Source organism: Streptomyces sp. AgN23 (assembly GCF_001598115.1).
Taxonomy (GTDB): Bacteria; Actinomycetota; Actinomycetes; order Streptomycetales; family Streptomycetaceae; genus Streptomyces; species Streptomyces antimycoticus.
This window is the reverse complement of sequence record NZ_CP007153.1, coordinates 1,597,948-1,615,323: the sequence shown is the minus strand read 5'-3', so window position 1 is coordinate 1,615,323 and position 17,376 is coordinate 1,597,948. Positions and strand designations below refer to the sequence as shown.

The 17,376-nt window shown below is 71.0% G+C and carries 19 protein-coding genes and 2 pseudogenes; 13 read left to right on the top strand and 8 right to left on the bottom strand.

The annotated features are described in order from the left end of the window. Positions 1-268 precede the first annotated feature (268 nt). Both AS97_RS07050 and AS97_RS07045 read right to left on the bottom strand, forming a co-directional pair. Positions 269-727 (bottom strand): hypothetical protein, encoded by a 459-nt coding sequence (locus AS97_RS07050; protein WP_210564533.1) that lies wholly within the window; start codon positions 725-727, stop codon positions 269-271. A 215-nt stretch (positions 728-942) separates the two neighbouring features. Then, positions 943-1,455: pseudogene (locus AS97_RS07045) on the bottom strand (aldo/keto reductase); the annotation flags it as partial. A 3-nt stretch (positions 1,456-1,458) separates the two neighbouring features. Between AS97_RS07045 and AS97_RS07040 the strand changes: the two are divergent. Continuing rightward, a pseudogene (locus tag AS97_RS07040) lies at positions 1,459-1,833 on the top strand (LysR substrate-binding domain-containing protein); the annotation flags it as partial. A 2-nt stretch (positions 1,834-1,835) separates the two neighbouring features. On the opposite strand, the gene AS97_RS07035 reads toward AS97_RS07040, so the two are convergent. Further along, positions 1,836-2,339, bottom strand: coding sequence for a MarR family transcriptional regulator (locus AS97_RS07035; protein ID WP_059149306.1), 504 nt, complete (start codon positions 2,337-2,339; stop codon positions 1,836-1,838). A 163-nt stretch (positions 2,340-2,502) separates the two neighbouring features. Here AS97_RS07035 and AS97_RS07030 point away from each other — a divergent pair, with 163 nt between their 5' ends. The 5 genes from AS97_RS07030 to AS97_RS07010 all read left to right on the top strand — a co-directional run bounded on the left by AS97_RS07030 (position 2,503) and on the right by AS97_RS07010 (position 5,543). Then, a complete protein-coding gene (locus AS97_RS07030; protein WP_210564532.1) occupies positions 2,503-3,708 on the top strand; it encodes an MFS transporter in 1,206 nt (401 codons plus the stop codon). A 46-nt stretch (positions 3,709-3,754) separates the two neighbouring features. Then, a complete protein-coding gene (locus AS97_RS07025; RefSeq protein WP_086705950.1) occupies positions 3,755-4,180 on the top strand; it encodes a heme-binding protein in 426 nt (141 codons plus the stop codon). 53 nt (positions 4,181-4,233) lie between these two features. Then, positions 4,234-5,058 (top strand): aldo/keto reductase, encoded by an 825-nt coding sequence (locus AS97_RS07020; protein WP_210564531.1) that lies wholly within the window; start codon positions 4,234-4,236, stop codon positions 5,056-5,058. Between the two features lie 132 nt (positions 5,059-5,190). Continuing rightward, the gene (locus tag AS97_RS07015) at positions 5,191-5,418 is read left to right on the top strand and encodes a hypothetical protein (RefSeq protein ID WP_247204260.1); all 228 of its coding nucleotides are present in this window, start codon (positions 5,191-5,193) and stop codon (positions 5,416-5,418) included. Beyond that, positions 5,388-5,543 carry a hypothetical protein gene (locus AS97_RS07010; protein WP_210564530.1) on the top strand — a complete coding sequence of 52 codons (156 nt, stop codon included), beginning with the start codon at positions 5,388-5,390 and terminating at the stop codon, positions 5,541-5,543. Before AS97_RS07015 ends, AS97_RS07010 begins: the two co-directional genes overlap by 31 nt. 13 nt (positions 5,544-5,556) lie before the next feature. On the opposite strand, the gene AS97_RS07005 is transcribed toward AS97_RS07010, so the two are convergent. Then, positions 5,557-5,910, bottom strand: coding sequence for a hypothetical protein (locus tag AS97_RS07005; RefSeq protein ID WP_247204259.1), 354 nt, complete (start codon positions 5,908-5,910; stop codon positions 5,557-5,559). Between the two features lie 907 nt (positions 5,911-6,817). Then, positions 6,818-7,630, bottom strand: a complete 813-nt coding sequence (locus AS97_RS07000; protein WP_086705947.1) for a LysR family transcriptional regulator — start codon at positions 7,628-7,630, stop codon at positions 6,818-6,820. A gap of 68 nt (positions 7,631-7,698) precedes the next feature. Between AS97_RS07000 and AS97_RS06995 the strand changes: the two genes are divergently transcribed. Both AS97_RS06995 and AS97_RS06990 read left to right on the top strand, forming a co-directional pair. Continuing rightward, positions 7,699-8,595, top strand: coding sequence for an NAD(P)H-binding protein (locus tag AS97_RS06995; protein ID WP_210564529.1), 897 nt, complete (start codon positions 7,699-7,701; stop codon positions 8,593-8,595). Then, positions 8,592-9,281 carry an SDR family NAD(P)-dependent oxidoreductase gene (locus tag AS97_RS06990; protein WP_210564528.1) on the top strand — a complete coding sequence of 230 codons (690 nt, stop codon included), beginning with the start codon at positions 8,592-8,594 and terminating at the stop codon, positions 9,279-9,281. The genes AS97_RS06995 and AS97_RS06990 overlap by 4 nt, the downstream gene beginning before the upstream one ends. 16 nt (positions 9,282-9,297) lie before the next feature. Here the strand turns inward: AS97_RS06990 and AS97_RS06985 are convergent, their stop codons facing one another. Next, on the bottom strand, positions 9,298-10,437 hold the full coding sequence (locus AS97_RS06985) for an acyl-CoA dehydrogenase family protein (RefSeq protein WP_086705946.1): 1,140 nt from the start codon (positions 10,435-10,437) through the stop codon (positions 9,298-9,300). Between the two features lie 200 nt (positions 10,438-10,637). Here AS97_RS06985 and AS97_RS06980 point away from each other — a divergent pair, with 200 nt between their 5' ends. Further along, the gene (locus AS97_RS06980) at positions 10,638-11,078 is read left to right on the top strand and encodes an Lrp/AsnC family transcriptional regulator (protein ID WP_210564527.1); all 441 of its coding nucleotides are present in this window, start codon (positions 10,638-10,640) and stop codon (positions 11,076-11,078) included. A gap of 7 nt (positions 11,079-11,085) precedes the next feature. Here the strand turns inward: AS97_RS06980 and AS97_RS06975 are convergent, their stop codons facing one another. After that, a complete protein-coding gene (locus AS97_RS06975; RefSeq protein ID WP_059149318.1) occupies positions 11,086-11,577 on the bottom strand; it encodes a MarR family transcriptional regulator in 492 nt (163 codons plus the stop codon). Positions 11,578-11,710: 133 nt separating this feature from the next. Between AS97_RS06975 and AS97_RS06970 the strand changes: the two genes are divergently transcribed. The 3 genes from AS97_RS06970 to AS97_RS06960 all read left to right on the top strand — a co-directional run bounded on the left by AS97_RS06970 (position 11,711) and on the right by AS97_RS06960 (position 14,981). Further along, positions 11,711-12,775 (top strand): alkene reductase, encoded by a 1,065-nt coding sequence (locus tag AS97_RS06970; RefSeq protein ID WP_125758180.1) that lies wholly within the window; start codon positions 11,711-11,713, stop codon positions 12,773-12,775. A 77-nt stretch (positions 12,776-12,852) separates the two neighbouring features. Further along, the gene (locus AS97_RS06965) at positions 12,853-13,740 is read left to right on the top strand and encodes an AraC family transcriptional regulator (protein WP_247204258.1); all 888 of its coding nucleotides are present in this window, start codon (positions 12,853-12,855) and stop codon (positions 13,738-13,740) included. Next, complete coding sequence (locus tag AS97_RS06960) at positions 13,737-14,981, top strand: epoxide hydrolase (protein WP_086705943.1); 1,245 nt, start codon at positions 13,737-13,739, stop codon at positions 14,979-14,981. The genes AS97_RS06965 and AS97_RS06960 overlap by 4 nt, the downstream gene beginning before the upstream one ends. Positions 14,982-15,311: 330 nt before the next feature. Here AS97_RS06960 and AS97_RS06955 read toward each other — a convergent pair whose 3' ends face one another. Continuing rightward, a complete protein-coding gene (locus AS97_RS06955; RefSeq protein ID WP_059149321.1) occupies positions 15,312-16,295 on the bottom strand; it encodes an NAD(P)-dependent alcohol dehydrogenase in 984 nt (327 codons plus the stop codon). A 104-nt stretch (positions 16,296-16,399) separates the two neighbouring features. Between AS97_RS06955 and AS97_RS06950 the strand changes: the two genes are divergently transcribed. Next, the gene (locus tag AS97_RS06950; RefSeq protein ID WP_161500324.1) at positions 16,400-17,353 is read left to right on the top strand and encodes an AraC family transcriptional regulator; all 954 of its coding nucleotides are present in this window, start codon (positions 16,400-16,402) and stop codon (positions 17,351-17,353) included. The last annotated feature ends 23 nt before the right edge of the window (positions 17,354-17,376 follow it).

Below are 17,376 nucleotides of genomic sequence, written 5' to 3'. Positions count from 1 at the left end.
GGGGCGGGGGAATACGATAACGCCCGTGCCGCGGTGAACTGATGGGCCATCACACCGACATGCGCAACGGTCCCGGATCGGCCATGCCGAAGCCGTGGACGGAGGTCGAACTCCTGCCCGGTAAAGGCAAAGGGAAAGTCGCATCAACACCTGTGGTCGCTCGTGTGCCCTTCAGAAACCCCTTTCGGTGGGGCGGGCGGGATGCCCATAAAAGTTTCAGGCCGCCGAGGACATGCCGTAGGAGAAGCGAAATGGGCGGGTTTCCGGCTCACTGGCCCGCCGGAAACCCGCCCACCTGTCCGCCTGGAATTTCAGTTCGACGTCGTGACCGCCTCCGGACTCGGCGCGCCGCCCTGAGCGGCCCCGCCCGGCTCCGCGTCCAGGAGCTTCGGCGGAAGGTCTCGGGAGCGGCCACCCTCGTCGCCGCGGCGACGAGGGCGCCCGCGGCGACCAGGAGCATCAGGCTCCAGGACGGCCCGCCGCTCCACAGGATCACCGACGTGGCCGGCATCGGGGTGAAACCGCCGAGCACCACATTGCCCGCCTGATCATCGATCGACACTCCGCTGCAGCGGACCCGGGCGGAAAACAGCTCGGCGTAGAACGCGGCCGGCGGGCCGAACGCCGCGCCATGCCCGAAGGCCATGACCACCACCAGGGCCAGACAGATCAGCACCGGCGAACGGGTGTCGGTCAGCGGGAAGAATGGTCCCGCGAAGGCCGCCATGGACAGCGCGCGTGCGCATGCTGACCGAGCGGATCGAGGACCGCACGCCGCCCGCCCGGCGCCAGGAGTCCCCGGCCGAGCTGGTGGTCCGGCGGTCCACCGCCCCTACGCCCGCGTCCTGACACCGCATCCTGAACCTGGGCGGGGAACGCCGCCGCCCGGGCGCGTGGTGCTCCCGGGCGGGCGGCCTCCGAGGCGTTCGGCTCGGCGGGCCGTCAGGCGTTTCCACGCAGCGATCTGTCACAGGGGGGCCAGAGGGAGACCAGTCCGGCGTCGCGCAGCTCGCTCCAGAACGCCGCGGGGACGGTCTCCTCAAGGGCCGCGACGTCCTGGGCGATGCGGCTGGGCCGGGTCGCACCCGGGATCACGGCGGCGGCCGCCGGATGGGCGAGGGAGAACCGCAGGGCGGCCGCCTTGACGCTGACGCCATGCCGCTCGGCGAGTTCCTTGACGCGCGTGACCTTCTTGATGATGTGCGCGGGCGCGTCCTGGTATGCGAAGTGGGTGCCGCCCGCCAGGATGCCGGAGCTGTACGGGCCGCGACGACGAGGGCGACGCCCTGGTCGGCCGCCGTGGGGAGCAGGCGCTGCAGGACCCTGAAAGCGCCGGTGCGGGGCACTCTCGTAGACGGCGAGCCACTCGTCGCCGTGGAAGTCCTGGGCGACGTCGTGGACCCAGACGATGTCGAGCCGGTCGGTGCGCAGGCGCCGCAGGCTGTCCTCGATCGACGGGACCTGGACGGCCGGCCGTGGATCGCGGTCGAGGAGCCGGGCGACCCGGTATGGCGGGACACGTTCGTCGCCGCGTGTGTCGCCTCGGGCTTCACGCCCGACATCCGGCTCGACGCAGCGGACCCGCTGACGGCACTCGGCCTGGTGGCCTCCGGCCTCGGGCCGGCGCTGGGGCAGAAGAGCATGGTGCGCGGGGCGACGGACGCCGTGGCCGTGCGCACACTGCCCTGGCACGAGGCGTCCGTTCGCCTGTGGGCGGTCTGGCACCACGTCGATCTGCGGCCGGTCGTCGCCTCGTTCCACGAGACGGTGCTGTCGGACGAGCGGGAGCCGGGTGCGGGGCCACTGGCCGGTGGGCTGGCCTCGGGAGCGTGAGGTCAGCCGGGGAGTCCGCACCCCGGAATCCGGAGTGACGAAGCGTCAAGGGGTGATGCCTCCAAGGGCGCCACGGCCGCGACCAGGGTGGTGAGCCTCGGGTCCCGGCCGGCCAGGTCGAGCGCTTCGCGCAGGGCCTCTTCGTAGGTCGGCCGGGCCTGGCGGAGCAGTGTCAGACCGGCCTCGGTGACATGGGTGTAGATCCCGCGCCGGTCGGTGGGACACAGATAGCGGGAGAGGAGTTCGCGGTCCTCGAGCCGGGTGACCAGGCGGGTGGTGGCGCTCTGGCTGAGGGCGACGGCCTCGGCGACCTGCTTCATCTGCAGATGGCCGTTCTCCCCGTCGTGCTGTCGGCTCAGCACGTCCAGAACCGCGTACTCGCGGGCGCTGAGCCCATGGCGGGTGTGAAGGGCCCCCTCGAGATGCGTCTCGATCCTGCTGTGCAGCAGTGACAGGGCGCACCAGCTCTGGGCGAGGGGAGTGGCGTCGAGGTCCGGCGTGGTCATGGGTGCCTCCTGGGCGGGGCGGGATGGGGCGGGGCCGGGGCCCCGCGGCGGTGGCGGTGACGTGATACGCAGCCTGAGCAATATAGCGCGCTTGCAATTAGTGTGTATGCAAGTATCGTGGACGCTCGTAAAGGGCGGTAGCAATCACTTGGAGTGAACTTTCATGCCCATCGCACTGCTGGCCCTCGCCATCGGGGCCTTCGGGATCGGAACCACCGAGTTCGTGATCATGGGGCTGCTGCCCGAGGTCGCCGGGGACTTCGATGTGTCCATCCCCACCGCCGGGTTCCTGGTGACCGGCTACGCGCTCGGCGTCGTGGTCGGCGCACCGCTGATGACCGCACTCGGTACGAAGATCTCCCGCAAGCACATGCTGATGCTGCTGATGGGGCTGTTCGTGGTGGGCAATCTGCTCTCCGCGCTCGCCCCCGCCTTCGGCGTGATGGCCGTGGGACGGATCGTCGCCTCCTTCGCGCACGGCGCGTTCTTCGGCATCGGATCGGTCGTCGCGGCCGACCTGGTCGCACCCGAGAAGAAGGCCGGAGCCATCTCGATGATGTTCACCGGCCTGACCGTCGCCAATGTCGTCGGCGTGCCGCTGGGCACCTCGATCGGCCAGTCGCTGGGGTGGCGGACCACCTTCTTCCTCGTCGCGGCGCTCGGCGTGGTGGGCCTGGCGGGCATCGCCAAGCTCATTCCCGACATCCCCAAGCCGGAGGGTGTGCACCTGGTCCATGAGCTGGCCGCCTTCCGGAACGCGCAGGTGCTGCTGGCCATGGCGATGACCGTGCTCGGCTTCGGCGGTGTCTTCGCCGCGATCACCTACATCGCGCCGATGATGACCGAGGTCGCCGGCTTCGCGGACTCCTCCGTCACCTGGCTGCTGGTCCTCTTCGGACTCGGCATGGTCGGCGGCAACCTCCTCGGGGGCCGGTTCGCCGACCGGGCGCTGATGCCGATGCTGTACGTGTCGCTGGGCGCCCTCGCGGTGGTCCTGGCCGCGTTCACCTTCACCGCCCACAACAAGATCGCGGCCGCCATCTCCCTCGCTCTCGTCGGCGCACTGGGCTTCGCGACCGTGCCCCCGCTGCAGAAGCGGGTGCTGGACCACGCCGCGGGCGCCCCCACCCTCGCCTCCGCCGTCAACATCGGCGCCTTCAACCTGGGCAACGCGCTCTCGGCCTGGCTCGGCGGCCTGGTGATCTCGGCCGGACTCGGCTACACGGCCCCCAACTGGGTCGGTGCCATCCTCGCCGGATCCGCTCTGGCCCTCGCCGTCCTCTCCGCCGCCCTGGAGCGCCGCGATACCCGCCACGCCCCCGACGGCGCCACCACCGGGCCGGCCCAGGTTTCCACCGCCCGGCACTGAGCCACCCGTCACCCAACAGCACCGCCATCAAGGAGACCCACCCGCCATGAGCACCACCGAGACCGCCGTCGCCCCGCTGACCACTCAGGACGCCGAGGCCCTCCTCCAGGCCGCCCGCGCCGCCGCCGAGGCGGCCGGGGTGACGGCCGCGATCAGCGTTCTCGACGCCGGTGGCCACCTCCTGGCCTTCCGGCGCGACGACCGGGCCGTACTGATCGCGGGGGAGACCAGCACCCGCAAGGCGTTCACCGCGCTGCAGCTCGACGCCCCCACCGCGGACCTGGTCGACGCGGTCCAGCCCGGAGGCGCTTTCCACACCCTGCCCACCGCCCTCGACCGCCCGCTGCTGTTCCTCGCCGGTGGCGTCCCGGTCCACCGCGACGGCCGGCTGGTCGGCGCGATCGGCGTGGGCGGCGGCGCGCCCGAGCAGGACCACGGGATCGCCACCACCGCGCTCGCGACGCTCGGCTGACCCCCGAAGGACCAGCACGTACCCGCAAGCACCAGCGAACCGAGAAGGACACCATGACCTCCGTACCCAACCTCACCCTCCACACCGGCCTCGAGATCCCGCAGCTGGGCTTCGGCGTCTTCCAGGTGGAGGACGCGCAGACCACCGACGTGGTGCTCTCCGCCATCGAGGCCGGCTACCGCAGCATCGACACCGCGGCCATCTACGGCAACGAGGCCGGGGTCGGCCGTGCCCTGGCCACCTCCGGCGTCCCCCGCGAGGAGCTGTTCCTCACCACCAAGCTGTGGAACGCCGACCAGGGATACGACTCCACCCTCGCGGCCTTCGAGGCCAGCGTGGCCAAGCTGGGCACCGACTATGTGGACCTCTACCTGATCCACTGGCCCACCCCCGCCCGCGACCTCTACCTGGACACGTGGCGCGCCCTGGAGAAGCTGCTGGCCGACGGCCGCACCCGCGCCATCGGCGTGTCCAACTTCCAGCCCGCCCACCTGCGGCGGCTGCTCGACCACAGCGGTGTGGTCCCGGTCATCAACCAGGTCGAGCTGCACCCCTACCTCCAGCAGGGGCAGCTGCGGGACTTCCACGCCCAGCACAAGATCGCCACCGAGGCGTGGAGCCCGCTGGCCCAGGGCGCCCTTCTCCAGGACCCCGCCCTGGCCGCGATAGCGCAGCGGCACGGCAAGACGCCCGCGCAGGTGGTCCTGCGCTGGCATCTGCAGCTGGGAAACGTGGTGATCCCCAAGTCCGTGACCCCCGCACGCATCCGGGAGAACATCGACGTCTTCGACTTCACCCTCACCCCTGAGGACGTCGAGGCGATCAACGCTCTCGACCGTGGCCGGCGCACCGGGCCGGACCCCGACACCCTCAACTGAACCGACGCCCCCTCTCCACCGCGCCGCTGTGGCCGTGCTCATCAGCCGGCCGCGGCGGCGCGGCTCGTTCTCGCCCCTGTCTCCCTTCCTCCTCGCCCCCGTTTCCCCTCTCCTGGAAGCCGTCTTCGCGTCATGTCCACTGCCCTCAGCCGCCTGACACACCCCCACGGCGGACCCCTCACCCTCGGCCTGGAACTCCCCCTGGACAACGACTGGGGACAGTCCCGGCTGGCCACCGACCGGAAGGCGGGCCGCCCTTTCGGCGTGCCCTCCCTCGAAGCGCACGCCCAACTCGCCCGCCTCGCCGACCAGTCCGGATTCGCCGCCCTGTGGGTCCGGGACGGGGCCAGCTCCTGCTGATCGACATCCGCTACGCCACCTACGCGGCGCGCCACTTCGACGACACCCTCCAGCACCTCAAGGAGACCTACGAGGCGGGCATCCGCCACTCCCGTTCCCCCGGCAGCCCGCCGGTGGAGAGCTGACCCCCGGGGCCGGTCACCTGGAGACGATCCGCAGGATGGCCGTGCCGTCCTCCCCGGCCGCCATCAGGATCACCACGGCGCCGGGCTGAGCGGCCGGCCGCATGGTGCCCACCCTTCCGCACGAGTTGCTGCTGCCGTGGTCGCGCAGCACGGTGATGCACCCCTGGCCCGGACCGCTCGCCCCGCCCTGGGACCGGCCATTGCCCGACTTCACCGTGTACTCGACCTTGTTCGGTCCGACCTCGGTCACCGACAGCGTCGCCGGACCGGCCGGGCTCGTGAACCGGACCGTCACCGGACCGGACACCGCGATCTCGCAGTTGCCGTCCGCGCAGGCGGCGACATCACGCCCGTCCGCCGCCGGCACGGAGGGTTTCGCCGAGGGGCCGCGACTCCCGGTAGGGCTTGTGGACGGCGGCGTGGAACGGGACGCCGACGGCTGGCCGGCGCGTGGGGGCGCCCCGTCGGTCTCGTCCGACCCTCCGCAGCCGGCCACGGCCAGAGCGGTCAGCACCGCCAGCCCCAGACCCGCTCCCGCCTGACGCGCCCGCATCCTTCGCGCCCCGCCTGCCGATGTCCTCGCGGCCATGATGTCCCCGTGTTCCAGTCGGTGCGTGCCAACGTACCTTCTCATCGCGCGATCACCGTGCAGGCTCTTCCCCTCCGCCCCGTCATCGTCGTCGTGCTCGTCCAGGTGGGTGGACAAGCGGGCCGCCGGTGCCCCACCCCCGAGGTGAGGACTCCCGTGGTCGCCGTCTCCACGCCCAGCTGCGCCCTGCTCGGTGCGTCCCCCGCACAATCGCCGCGTTCAAGGGCATCCCCTGCGCCGCGCCGCCCTTCGGCCCGCACCGCCTCCCCGGCGCCGCTTCCCATCCAGCCCTGGCAGGGCGTTCGTGACGCCCTGGCCCAGGGGGCCACCGCACCGAAGGCCCCCTATCCCGCCCCCGCCGATCAGCTCCTCCCCGAGGGGGAAGACCTGGGCTTCGCCGTCCTCGCCCAGCCCGACCCCGCCCGGTGGGGCGAGGTCGCACAGAACCTGATGCCCCTCGAACCGGTCGTCGACGGCCATCTGCCTCGCCGAGGCGCGCACCGGCCCCGCTGCTCGGCGACCGCCTCCCGCAGCAGGTGGCCGACGCCACGCATCACCCCGGCACCGCACCGCCATGCGCGTCGACACCGTCTCGGCGGTCCGGACCGATCCCGCCCGCGCCTGCGCTCCTTGTGGGACGGGCATCGCCAGGCCCTGTTCTCCACGGCGCGTGGCCGCCGATCGCTCAGGTGGTGGCCCGCAGCGTCGCGGTGGCGATCTCCAGGAAATCGCTCAGCACCTTCCCCCGCCGGTCCGCGAGGACGGCCAGGCAGGTCTCGACCGATGGGGCGTCCGTGACGGGGATGTGGACGAGATCGGGGCGGGAGTAGGACCGCGCGACGCTCAGCGGGACGAGCGCGATGCCCTGCCCGGAGGCGATGAGCTCGAACTTCTCTTCGAGCGACGACGTCCGCCGCGTCGGCGCGTCGAGCATCCGCTCGCCGTCGAGGTCCGCGGAGGTGAGCTCCTGACGGGACGCCAGCGGGTGCGCCGCGGGCATGCAGGCGGCCCTGGTCTCGTGGCCGATGGGGATGATGCGCAAGTCCGAGTGGTCGAACGGCCGCCGCAGGTAGGCGACTTGGGCCCGGCCGTCCCGGAGCGGCGCGTCCTGCTCCCACCAGCGCACCGGGACGACATCGGTCTCGACCTCCGGGTGGCGCGATGAGAACGCCCGGAGCGCCTCCGACACATACAGCCCGGAGCAGAAGGCGACCACGAGCCGTTGGACGCCCCGATCCACGTCGTGCACGCTCCGCACCGCCGAGGCGACGGTCGCGAGGATCCGCTGCGCCTCCTCGTAGAGCCGCTTCCCGGCATCGGTCAGCTCCACACTGCGGGTGCTCCGTACCAGCAGAGTGCACTGCATCTCCTGCTCGAAGGCCCTGATCTGGCGGCTGAGGACCGGCTGGGTGATATAGAGCTGTTCCGCCGCACGGCCGAAGTGCCGGTGCTCGGCCACCGCGACGAAGTAGCGGAGCTTGCGCAGATCGAGATCCATGCCCTGAAGGTATCAATCGCCGGCAAGGGTATTGGACGTCCACAGGTGGCCGCCCCGAGACTGAAAACATGATCGTCATCACCGCTCCCACCGGCCAGATCGGCGGCCGGCTGCTGGACATCCTGCTGGGCGAGGCCCCCGACCGCGGCGAAGAGCTGCGGGTCATCGTGCGCGACCCCGCGAGACTCCCCGACGAGGCCCGCGCCCGCGTCGACGTCGTCACCGGCTCGCACGGCGACGCCGAGGTCGTCGACCGGGCCTTCGCCGGCGCGGACGCCGTCTTCTGGCTGGTCCCGCCGGACCCGCGGGCGCCGAGCATGGACGCCGCGTACTCCGGGTTCACCCATGCCGCCGCGAAGGCGTTCACGGCCCATGGAGTCGGACATGTCGTCGGCGTCTCGGCGCTCGGCCGCGGCACCCCCGTCGCCGGCCGCGCCGGCCATGTGACGGCGTCGCTGGCCATGGACGACCTCATCGCGAGCACCGGTGTGGCCTACCGGGCGCTCGCCTGCCCGTCCTTCATGGACAACCTGATGCGGCAGCGGGCCTCGATCCGCGACGACGGCGTGTACACCGACATCGCCGCCCCCGACCGCACCGCACCGACGGCCGCCACCCGGGACATCGCCGCGGCCGCCGCCGGTCTGCTGCTCGACCGCTCGTGGACGGGTACGGGCGAGGTCCCGGTGCTGGGCCCAGAGGACCTTTCGGCGATCGACATGGCGCGCATCATGTCCGATGTGCTCGGCCGCCCGGTCCGCTACGAGCGCCAGTCGCTCGAGGACTTCCGTACCGGACTCGCCGGACACGGCCTCGGGGACGCGCTCGTGGAGGGCTACGTCAATATGGCGTACGCCAAGAACAACGGTCTCGACGACGGCGTGCCGCGCACTCCCCGGATCACCGGCCCCACGACCTTCCGCGAGTGGTGCGAGCAGGTCCTCAAGCCGGAGACGCAGGAATGAACTCCAAGACCGCTCTCATCGTCGGGGCGTCCCGCACCCTCGGACTCGCCCTCGCCACCGAGTACGCGCACCGCGGCTGGAACGTCATCGGGACCGTCCGGGGCGATCGGCGCACCGGCCTCCACGACCTGGCCGAGGCGTCCGGAGGCCGGGTCACCGTCGAGTCGCTGGACATGACGGCGCCCGAGCAGATCGCCGCGTTGCGCGAGCGCCTGGCGGAGCGCACGCTCGACCCGCTGTTCGTCAACGCCGGCATCACCCGGGGCGACATTCCGATCGGCGACGTCCCGACCGAGATGTTCGTCGAGGTCATGGTCACCAACGCGCTCAGCCCGATGCGCGTGGTCGAGTCCCTCCGCTCGCTGGTCGCGCCGACCGGCACCATCGGCGTGATGTCCTCGCGCCAGGGCAGCGTCGGCTTCAACACCAGAGGCGGTCAGGACGTCTACCGCGCCAGCAAGTCCGCCCTGAACCAGCTGATGCGCAGCTACGCCGCCCGCTACGCCGACGCCGCGCACACGCTGCTGCTCATGTGCCCCGGCCATGTCCGCACCGAACTCGGCGGACCGGACGCGCCGCTGACCATCGACCAGTCCATCCCCGGCGTGGTGGACACGATCGACCGCCACAGCGGTGAACCGGGCCTGCGGTACCTCAACTACCAGGGCCGGACCGTGCCCTGGTAGCAGCCGCCGGGGCAGGTCAGTGGGCGAGCTGACGGCTGATGATCAGCCGCTGGATCTGGTTGGTGCCCTCGAAGATCTGCATGATCTTCGCTTCGCGCATATAGCGCTCCACGGGGAAGTCGCGGGTGTATCCATAGCCGCCGAAGACCTGGACCGCGTCCGTGGTGACCTTCATGGCGGCGTCGGTCGCCGTCAGCTTGGCGACGCTCGCCTGGCGAGTGTACGGGCGCCCGTGGTCACGGCGGCGGGCGGCGTCCACGTAGGTGGCGCGCGCGGAGTCGACGGCGGCGGCCATGTCGGCCAGCAGGAAGCCGAGCCCTTGGTGGTCGATGATTCGGCGGCCGAAGGTGGTGCGTTCGTGGGCGTAGGCGGTGGCGGCGTCCAGGGCGGCCTGGGCCAGCCCGGTGGCGCAGGCGGCGACGCCCAGCCGGCCGGAGTCCAGGGCGCTGAAGGCGATCTGGAGCCCCTGGCCCTCGGCGCCGATGAGCCGGTCGGTGGCCAGCGGCGCACCGTCCCAGAAGGCCGAGGTGGTGGGGATGGCATGCAGGCCCATCTTGTCCTCGGGTCGGCCGAAGGTGAGACCGTCGGTGTGTCCGGGCGCGAAGAAGCAGGAGATGCCGTCACTGCCCGGACCGGTGCGGGCGAACAGGGCGTAGAAGTCCGCCTTGCCGCCATGGGTGATCCACGCCTTGGCGCCGGTGATCCGATAGCCGTCGGGGGCCTTGTCGGCGCGGCAGGTCAGGGCCGCCGCGTCGGACCCGGCCTGCGGCTCGGACAGGCTGTAGCCACCGATGAGACGGCCGCTGAGGATGTCCTGCGCCCAGCGCCCGCGCTGGTCGGAGGTGCCGTACGTCAGAAGGGGGAAGGCGGCGAGGGTGTGGACGCTGGTGGCGATGGCGACGGCGGCCCAGCGGGCGGCCAGTTCTTCGAGGACCTGGAGGTAGACCTCGTAGGGCTGGCCGCCTCCGCCGCACTCCTCCGGGTAGGGCAGACCCAGCAGGCCGGTCTCGCCCAGCAGGTGGAACAGCCCCTCGGGATAGCTCTCGGTGCGCTCGTGCTCCTCGACGCGGGGGGCCAGCTCCTTGTCGGCGATCTCGCGGACGAGGTCGAGCAGATCCTCCGCCTCACGGGTGGGAAGCAGACGGTCGACAGGCATGAAGGGCGCTCCTGGGGTCGAACGGGGCGAGGTCCTCGACGTTCTCGGGTCCGGGCCCAGGACAGCAACACCCTCCGGGCGAGCACAAGTAACTTGCGGCTGATCGCGGAAAAGACGCAAAATGAAGCGACGATTAGCTGACTGAGCTAAAAGAACTTGCGCGGGTGTGCGGTGTGAGCGGGTCGCGGAACGGAGGGGCGATGCCCGAGTTCGACGACGTGGACCGCCAGTTGCTGCGGATGCTGCGCGAGGACGGCCGGCGCACCTTTTCGGAAATGGCACCCGAGGTCGGGCTGTCGGTGGCCGCGGTCAAACGCCGCGTGGACCGCCTCAAGGACAGCGGGGTGATCAAGGGCTTCACCGTGCAGATCGACCACACCAAGCTCGGCTGGGGCATCGAGGCGTTCGTGGAGCTGTCCTACACCGGTACGACACCGGTCGGGGAGATCGTCCGTACCGCCTACGCGGTCCCCGAGGTGCAGGCCGTCTTCACCATCGCCGGCGACCCCGACGCCCTGGTGAACGTCCGGGTGCGGGATATCGAGCATCTGCAGCAGGTCATCGACGCCCTGCACCGCGTCGGGCAGGTCACCGGAACCAAGACGCTGATGGTGCTGGGCTCGTGGACGCGCAATGACTGACCGCTGATCACGCGCCAGGGGCGTCGGGGGAGCTGTCCCCGCCGGGAGCGAGGTTCTTCTCGACCTTGGCGAGGATCCTGGCGAAGGCTTCGCGCTCCGCGTCATCCAGCCCGTCCAGGATGTGCTCCTCCAGCTGCCCCCAGACCTCCGAGACCTTGGGCCGCAGGGCGTAGCTCTCCTCCGAGGCCCGGACGAGCATGACGCGCCGGTCATGCGGATCGCGTGCGCGGATGACATACCCGCCCTGCTCCAGCCGCCGCAGCGTCAGGGTCACGGTCGACGGATCCAGGTCGAGCGCCCTGGCCAGCTCCGACTGGCGGACCGGTCCGGCATCCCACAGGGCCATCATCAGGAATTCCTGACCGGAACAGAGGCCGGTCGGGCGCAGCAGCCTGCCACCGGCGAGGCGGTGCAGGCGGGAAACGCGCGCCAGGGTCTGGCTGACGGCGCCGCCGTACGAGCCCTGCGTCGCGTCGGTGTGCGGGAGCTCTGTGGTCATGGGGGCAAGACTATCGTGGCCAGCCAATCATTGGTCAGCCAACGAATGGGTTATGGTGGCTCTCCGGCGAGGTCGTTGGTCGACCAATGACCTCGTTGTCGGCCGTCATGTCCATCAACCCGCGGGAGCCGTTGTGACCACACCCTTCGATCCGATCGACCTTGCCGGGCTGCGCCTTCGCAACCGCCTGGTCATGCCCGCCATGGGACGTGCCCGTGCCTTCGGGCCCGGCGGTACGGCCACCGACTCGATGGCGACGTACTACGCACAGCGGGCCACCGCCGGCCTGATCGTCACGGAGGGGTCGTGGCCGTCACCGGTCGGCCAGGGCTTCCCCCACACCCCGGGTCTGCACAGTGCCGAGCAGATCGCCGCCTGGCGCCGCGTCACCGACGCGGTGCACGCCAAGGGCGGCACGGTCTTCGCCCAGCTCGCGCACGTCGGCAGGATCGGCGACCCCGAGCTGCTGCCCGAGGGGATGGTCCACGTCGCCCCGTCGGCCGTCGCCGCACCCGGCCAGTTGTTCACCGTCCACGGAATGAAGGACTTCACCACCCCCCGCGCGCTGACCTCCCAGGAGGTGCGGGAGACGATCGCGGATTTCGCCCGGGCCGCGCGCAACGCCGTGGAGGCGGGGTTCGACGGGGTCGAAGTGCACGCCGCGTACGGCTACTTGGTCCACCAGTTCCTGGCGCCCAGCTCCAATCTGCGCACCGACGAGTGGGGCGGCTCGGTCGAAGGCCGGGTCCGGTTCGCGGCGGAGGTGGTCGCGGCCGTGTCGGCGGCCATCGGGGCACACCGCACGGGGATACGCATCTCGCCCGGCATTCGCTACAACGGAATCGAGGAGCCCGAGCTCGAGCCCACGTACGCCCACCTCGTCCGCCGGCTGAACGAGACCGGCCCCGCCTATCTGCACGTCGTCGAAAGCTCCCGCGATCTGAGCGCCCTCCTCCGCAAGGAGTTCTCCGGGACCTTCATCCTCAACCCCGCGACCGACGGATTCACCAGCGCGGCGGACCTGACGCTCATCGAGGACGGCACGGCCGACATGCTGTCCTTCGGCGCGCTCTTCCTCGCCAACCCCGACCTGCCGGCCCGGCTGCGAGCGGGCGGACCGTACAACACGCCCGATACGGCGACCTACTACGGCGGCACCGACGAGGGATTCATCGACTACCCCTCCCTGGACGCCTGAGGGACCCCTCCCTGGACGTCTGAGGGACCGAACGCCGGAATGCCCGGTCCGCACCGGCCATCGGTATGCTCGATGTGGTGTGCGACGCTCCCGACTTCGACCTTGAGCCGTATACCGGATTCGACGCGAACCCGTATGTCGAGCGGACGTTCAGCAGCTGGGACAGCCTGGGCTGGCGGTCGCTGCTGCTGCAGCGGTTCCATCACACCGCGCGCGTGGAGCGGATGGCACTGCCCGCCACCGAGGATCTGCACCTGGTGCTGACGGTCGCGGGCGACGCATCGATGGAGACCCGCACCGGTGGGCGCTGGCAGCGGCGGCATTGGCTGCCCGGGCAGGTCGACATGGCCCTTCCGGGCGTGGCGTCGGTGCGCCGCTACCGGTCCGTGGTCCCCTTGCGGACCCTTCAGGTGCACATTCCACACATCACCGTCGCCCGTACGGTCGAGCAGCTGGGCGGGGCGGGCGTCGACTATGAGCGGATGGCCGCCGCGGTGGCCTCGGGGGATCCGCTCGTCGAACACACCATGCGGTCGCTGGGCGCGGCCGGTGAGGCCGAGGACCTGTACGCGGAGTCCGCGGCGACCTCTCTCGCCGTGCATCTGCTCAGCGGCGGCGTCCGGCCACCGAAGGTGAGCCGGGCGAGCGTCGACGCGCCCTGGGTGCACAAGGCCGTGGCGATGATGCGGGACCGGCTCCACAGCCCGTTGACGGTGGCGGACTTGGCCTCCGAGGCCGGCTTCAGCGTCTACCACTTCATTCGGGTGTTCAAGGAGGCCACGGGCCAGACGCCGCACCGCTATCTCACCCGGCTGCGGGTCGAGGAGGCGCAGCGGCTGCTCGGAGCCGGGGGGCTGTCCGTCGCCCAGGTCGCCACGCGATGCGGATTCGGCAGTCCCGGCTCACTGTCCACCGCGTTCCTGCGGCATACGGGGGTCCGGCCGTCGGCCTACCGCAATCGATGATCCCTGTACGGCAATCGCGCGCATTCCCGTGGCCCTGGGCCGGTTCTAGCGTTCGTGGCGTGCCGACTTACCCCGCGGGCGCGGTGACGCCCGATATCGAACCGTTCACCATCTCCGTTCCCGACGCCGATCTCGACGATCTGCGCTCCCGGCTGGACCGGGTCCGCCTTCCCGAATCCGAGACCGTGGCCGACGCGTCCCAAGGCGTGCCGCTGGACCAGATGCGGGCGCTCCTCGCGGCGTTGCGCGATGTGGACTGGCGGGCACGCGAGAAGACCTGGAACGCGATCGGCCACTTCCGCACCGTCATCGACGGCCTGGAACTGGCCTTCTGGCATGTGCGGTCGCCGGAGCCCGCCGCGATGCCGCTGCTGCTGACGCACGGCTGGCCCGGGTCGATCCTGGAGTTCGAGCAGGTCATCGGCCCGCTCACGGATCCGGCCGGCCACGGCGGCGACCGGGCCGACGCCTTCGACGTCGTCGTTCCGTCGTTGCCCGGGTTCGGCTTCAGCGGCCGCCCCGCGGAGACGGGGTGGAATCCCGCCCGGACGGCCGACGCCTGGGCCACGCTGATGAGCCGGCTGGGGTATGACCGCTTCGCTGCGCACGGCGGCGACTGGGGCGCGTTCATCAGCACCGAGCTGGCCCGCCGGTTTCCCTCGCGGGTGATCGGCCTGCACCTGACGATGCCGGTGGCCTCACCGCTCCCGCAGGACCGGGACACCGCCACCCCGGCCGAGGCGCGGATGATCGAACGGCGTGATCTGCACCTGGCCGACGGCTATGGCTTCGGGATCCAGATGGGCACCCGGCCCCAGACCCTCGGCTACGCCCTGGTCGACTCGCCCGCCGGGCTGGCCGCCTGGCTGGGCGAGAAGTTCGCCGCCTACGCCGACACCCGGGCCGAGGCCGGGGGAGGGGTGAGCCTCGACCGGCAGGCCGAAGGCATCGCGTTGTACTGGCTCACCGGCACCGGAGCATCCACCTCCCGCTGGTACTGGGAGGCGCTGCGCTGGACGCCGCGCAGCGCCGAAGAGGAGAACGCCCGGCCCGTGACCGTGCCGACCGCGTGCTCGCTCTTCCCGGCCGAGCCATGGCCCACGGCCAGGCGCTGGGCCGAGCGGCGCTACACGGATCTGCGCTTCTGGCACGCATGGGACCGAGGCGGTCATTTTCCGGGGCTGGAGCACCCCGACGTGCTGGTGGAGGAGGTGCGGGCCGCCTTTCGCGGTCTACGGTGACGGACCGTACTCCGATGCCGCCGGCGCAAGGGAGCGACGATGCCCGTTCGAGCCGCCCCGTCGCTGTTCCCGCACGGCAATTGGCATGGGGCTCGGTGCTGGACCGAGGTGATCGCCGCTTCGGCCGGGTCGGCCGCTCGGCTGTCGCGGTGGACATGGCAGGGCACGGGCTGCGCACACGCCGGCCCGCCTGCCTCACCAGCCGCCCCTTCGACGCCGAGGCACGACACGGGCAAGCTCGACCTCCTTCGCGTCACCGGCGCCCGCACCGCCGCTCCGCGCCCGTGACCCGCGGCTTGGTGGCCGTAGGTGGCCCGTGGCCGTACGCCGTCAGTGACCGATGACGACCTTGCCGAAGCGTGGCCCCTTCTCGAAGTGGGCGAACGCCTCCGGTGCCTGGTCGAAGGGGACGACACGGTCGATGACGGGCCGCAGCCGATGCCGGCCGATGACCTTGTTCATCCGCTCGAAGTCGCTCCGGCTGCCGACACTGATCGACCTGAGCGTGGCGGCGCGGCGGAAGAATCGCGTCACATCCATCCCACCGCCCGACGCGAGATTGCCGACGAGGGCGATCTGCCCGCCGTAGGCGACGGCCTCGATGGACTGGGCGAGCGTTCCGGCGCCGCCGATCTCGACGACACGGTCGGCACCGCCGCCGGTGAGCGCCCGCACCTGGGCGCCCCACTCCGGCGTGCTGACGTAGTTGACGACATCGGATGCGCCGAGCCTGCCGAGCCGTCGGCCCTTCTCCTCGCTGGACGTCGTGGCGAGCACCCGTGCGCCGGCCAGGCGGCCGAACTGCAGCGCGAAGACCGACACCCCGCCCGAGCCCTGGACCAGGAGTGCGTCGCCCGGGCCGACTCCGCTCACCGCCGACCATGCGGTGAGCGCGGCACAGGGAAGCGTGGCCGCTTCCTCGAACGAGAGATGGTCCGGCATGGCGACCAGGCTCTGTTCACCGAGGGCGATGTACTCGGTGAGCCATCCATCGCGCTGTGTCCCGTGGAACTCCCCCCACTGCGGGAACGGACCGTACAGCCAGGTCGGATGGAAGGTGCTCATGACGCGATCCCCCACCCGGAACCGCGAAACCCCGTCCCCGACCGCCTCCACGACGCCCGCGCCGTCGGAGAGCGGGATGCGCCCCGGTGGCACCTCGATGGGATACCTGCCGGAGACGATGAGCAGGTCACGCGCGTTGATGGAGCTGGCCTTCACACGGACCAGCACTTCGCCCGCCGATGGAGTCGGCACCGGACGCGTGGCCGGGGCGATCAGGCTGCCGCCCGTATCGATCTGGAATGTGCGCACTTCCCCTCCTTTGTTCTTGGATCACCTCCACGATAGGGCGGCTCGACTGGACGATATGTATCCTGGCGTCCATGGTTTGGCGCAGATCGTCCAGGAGGGTGGAGATGGATCCCATCGACGACCTTCTCGCCACCATGAAGATCGAGGACGCGCGGTATGTGCGGGTGGACGCCCGTGCGCCGTGGGGCATCTCGTTCCCTCCCCGGGACCTCGCCCGGCTGGTCCTGATCTCCAGTGGTTCGTGTCGGCTCGTCGCGGACACGCTCGCCGGGCCGCAACGTCTGGAGGCGAATGACTGCTTCCTGGTCCGCGCGGGCGTGAGCTTCACCCTTCAGGACACCACGGGCAGCGAGGTCGTCGACTGCGACGGACTGGTCTCCCAAGCTCCCGGCAACTCGGCGCGGGTCGGGGGCGACGGTGAGCTGACCCGGATCGTGTCCAGCCGGTTCGCCTTCGACGCCGTGGCGGCCGAACCGCTCTTCGCGCTGTTGCCGCCGTTGTTCCGGCTGAACCTGGACCACACCTCCAGCCACCTTCTGCGCACCACGTTCGACCTCATCGCGAGGGAGAGCGCGGCAGGCGGGCTCGGTGGTGGCTTCATCATGAGCCGGCTGTCCGATGTGCTCTTCGTCCAGGCGCTACGGAGCTGTTGCGCCGATGTCGGAGGCGGCACCGTCGGCTGGATCGCCGCACTGCGGGACCCCCAGCTGGCCATCGCCATGCGGGAGTTGCACGCGGACCTGGCCCATCCGTGGACGGTCGACGAACTCGCCCGCAAGGCGGGGATGTCACGCTCGGCGTTCGCCGCCTCGTTCAAGGAGAAGACGGGGGACACCCCGCTGGGCTACCTCACCTCATGGCGCATGTACCGGGTGAAGGTGCTGCTCCGGGAGACGCCGCTGAGTGTCCAGGAGATCGCGGTCAGAGTCGGCTACGACACCGGAAGCGCGCTGAGTCGTGCCTTTTCGGCCCGCGAGGGCGTCACGCCCGGGGGCTGGCGGAAGCGGATGGACACGGCGTCACGTCAGGGTGCCATGGCGGACGCGACAGCCCCATGACCACAAGAATCCGCGCCCTCCTG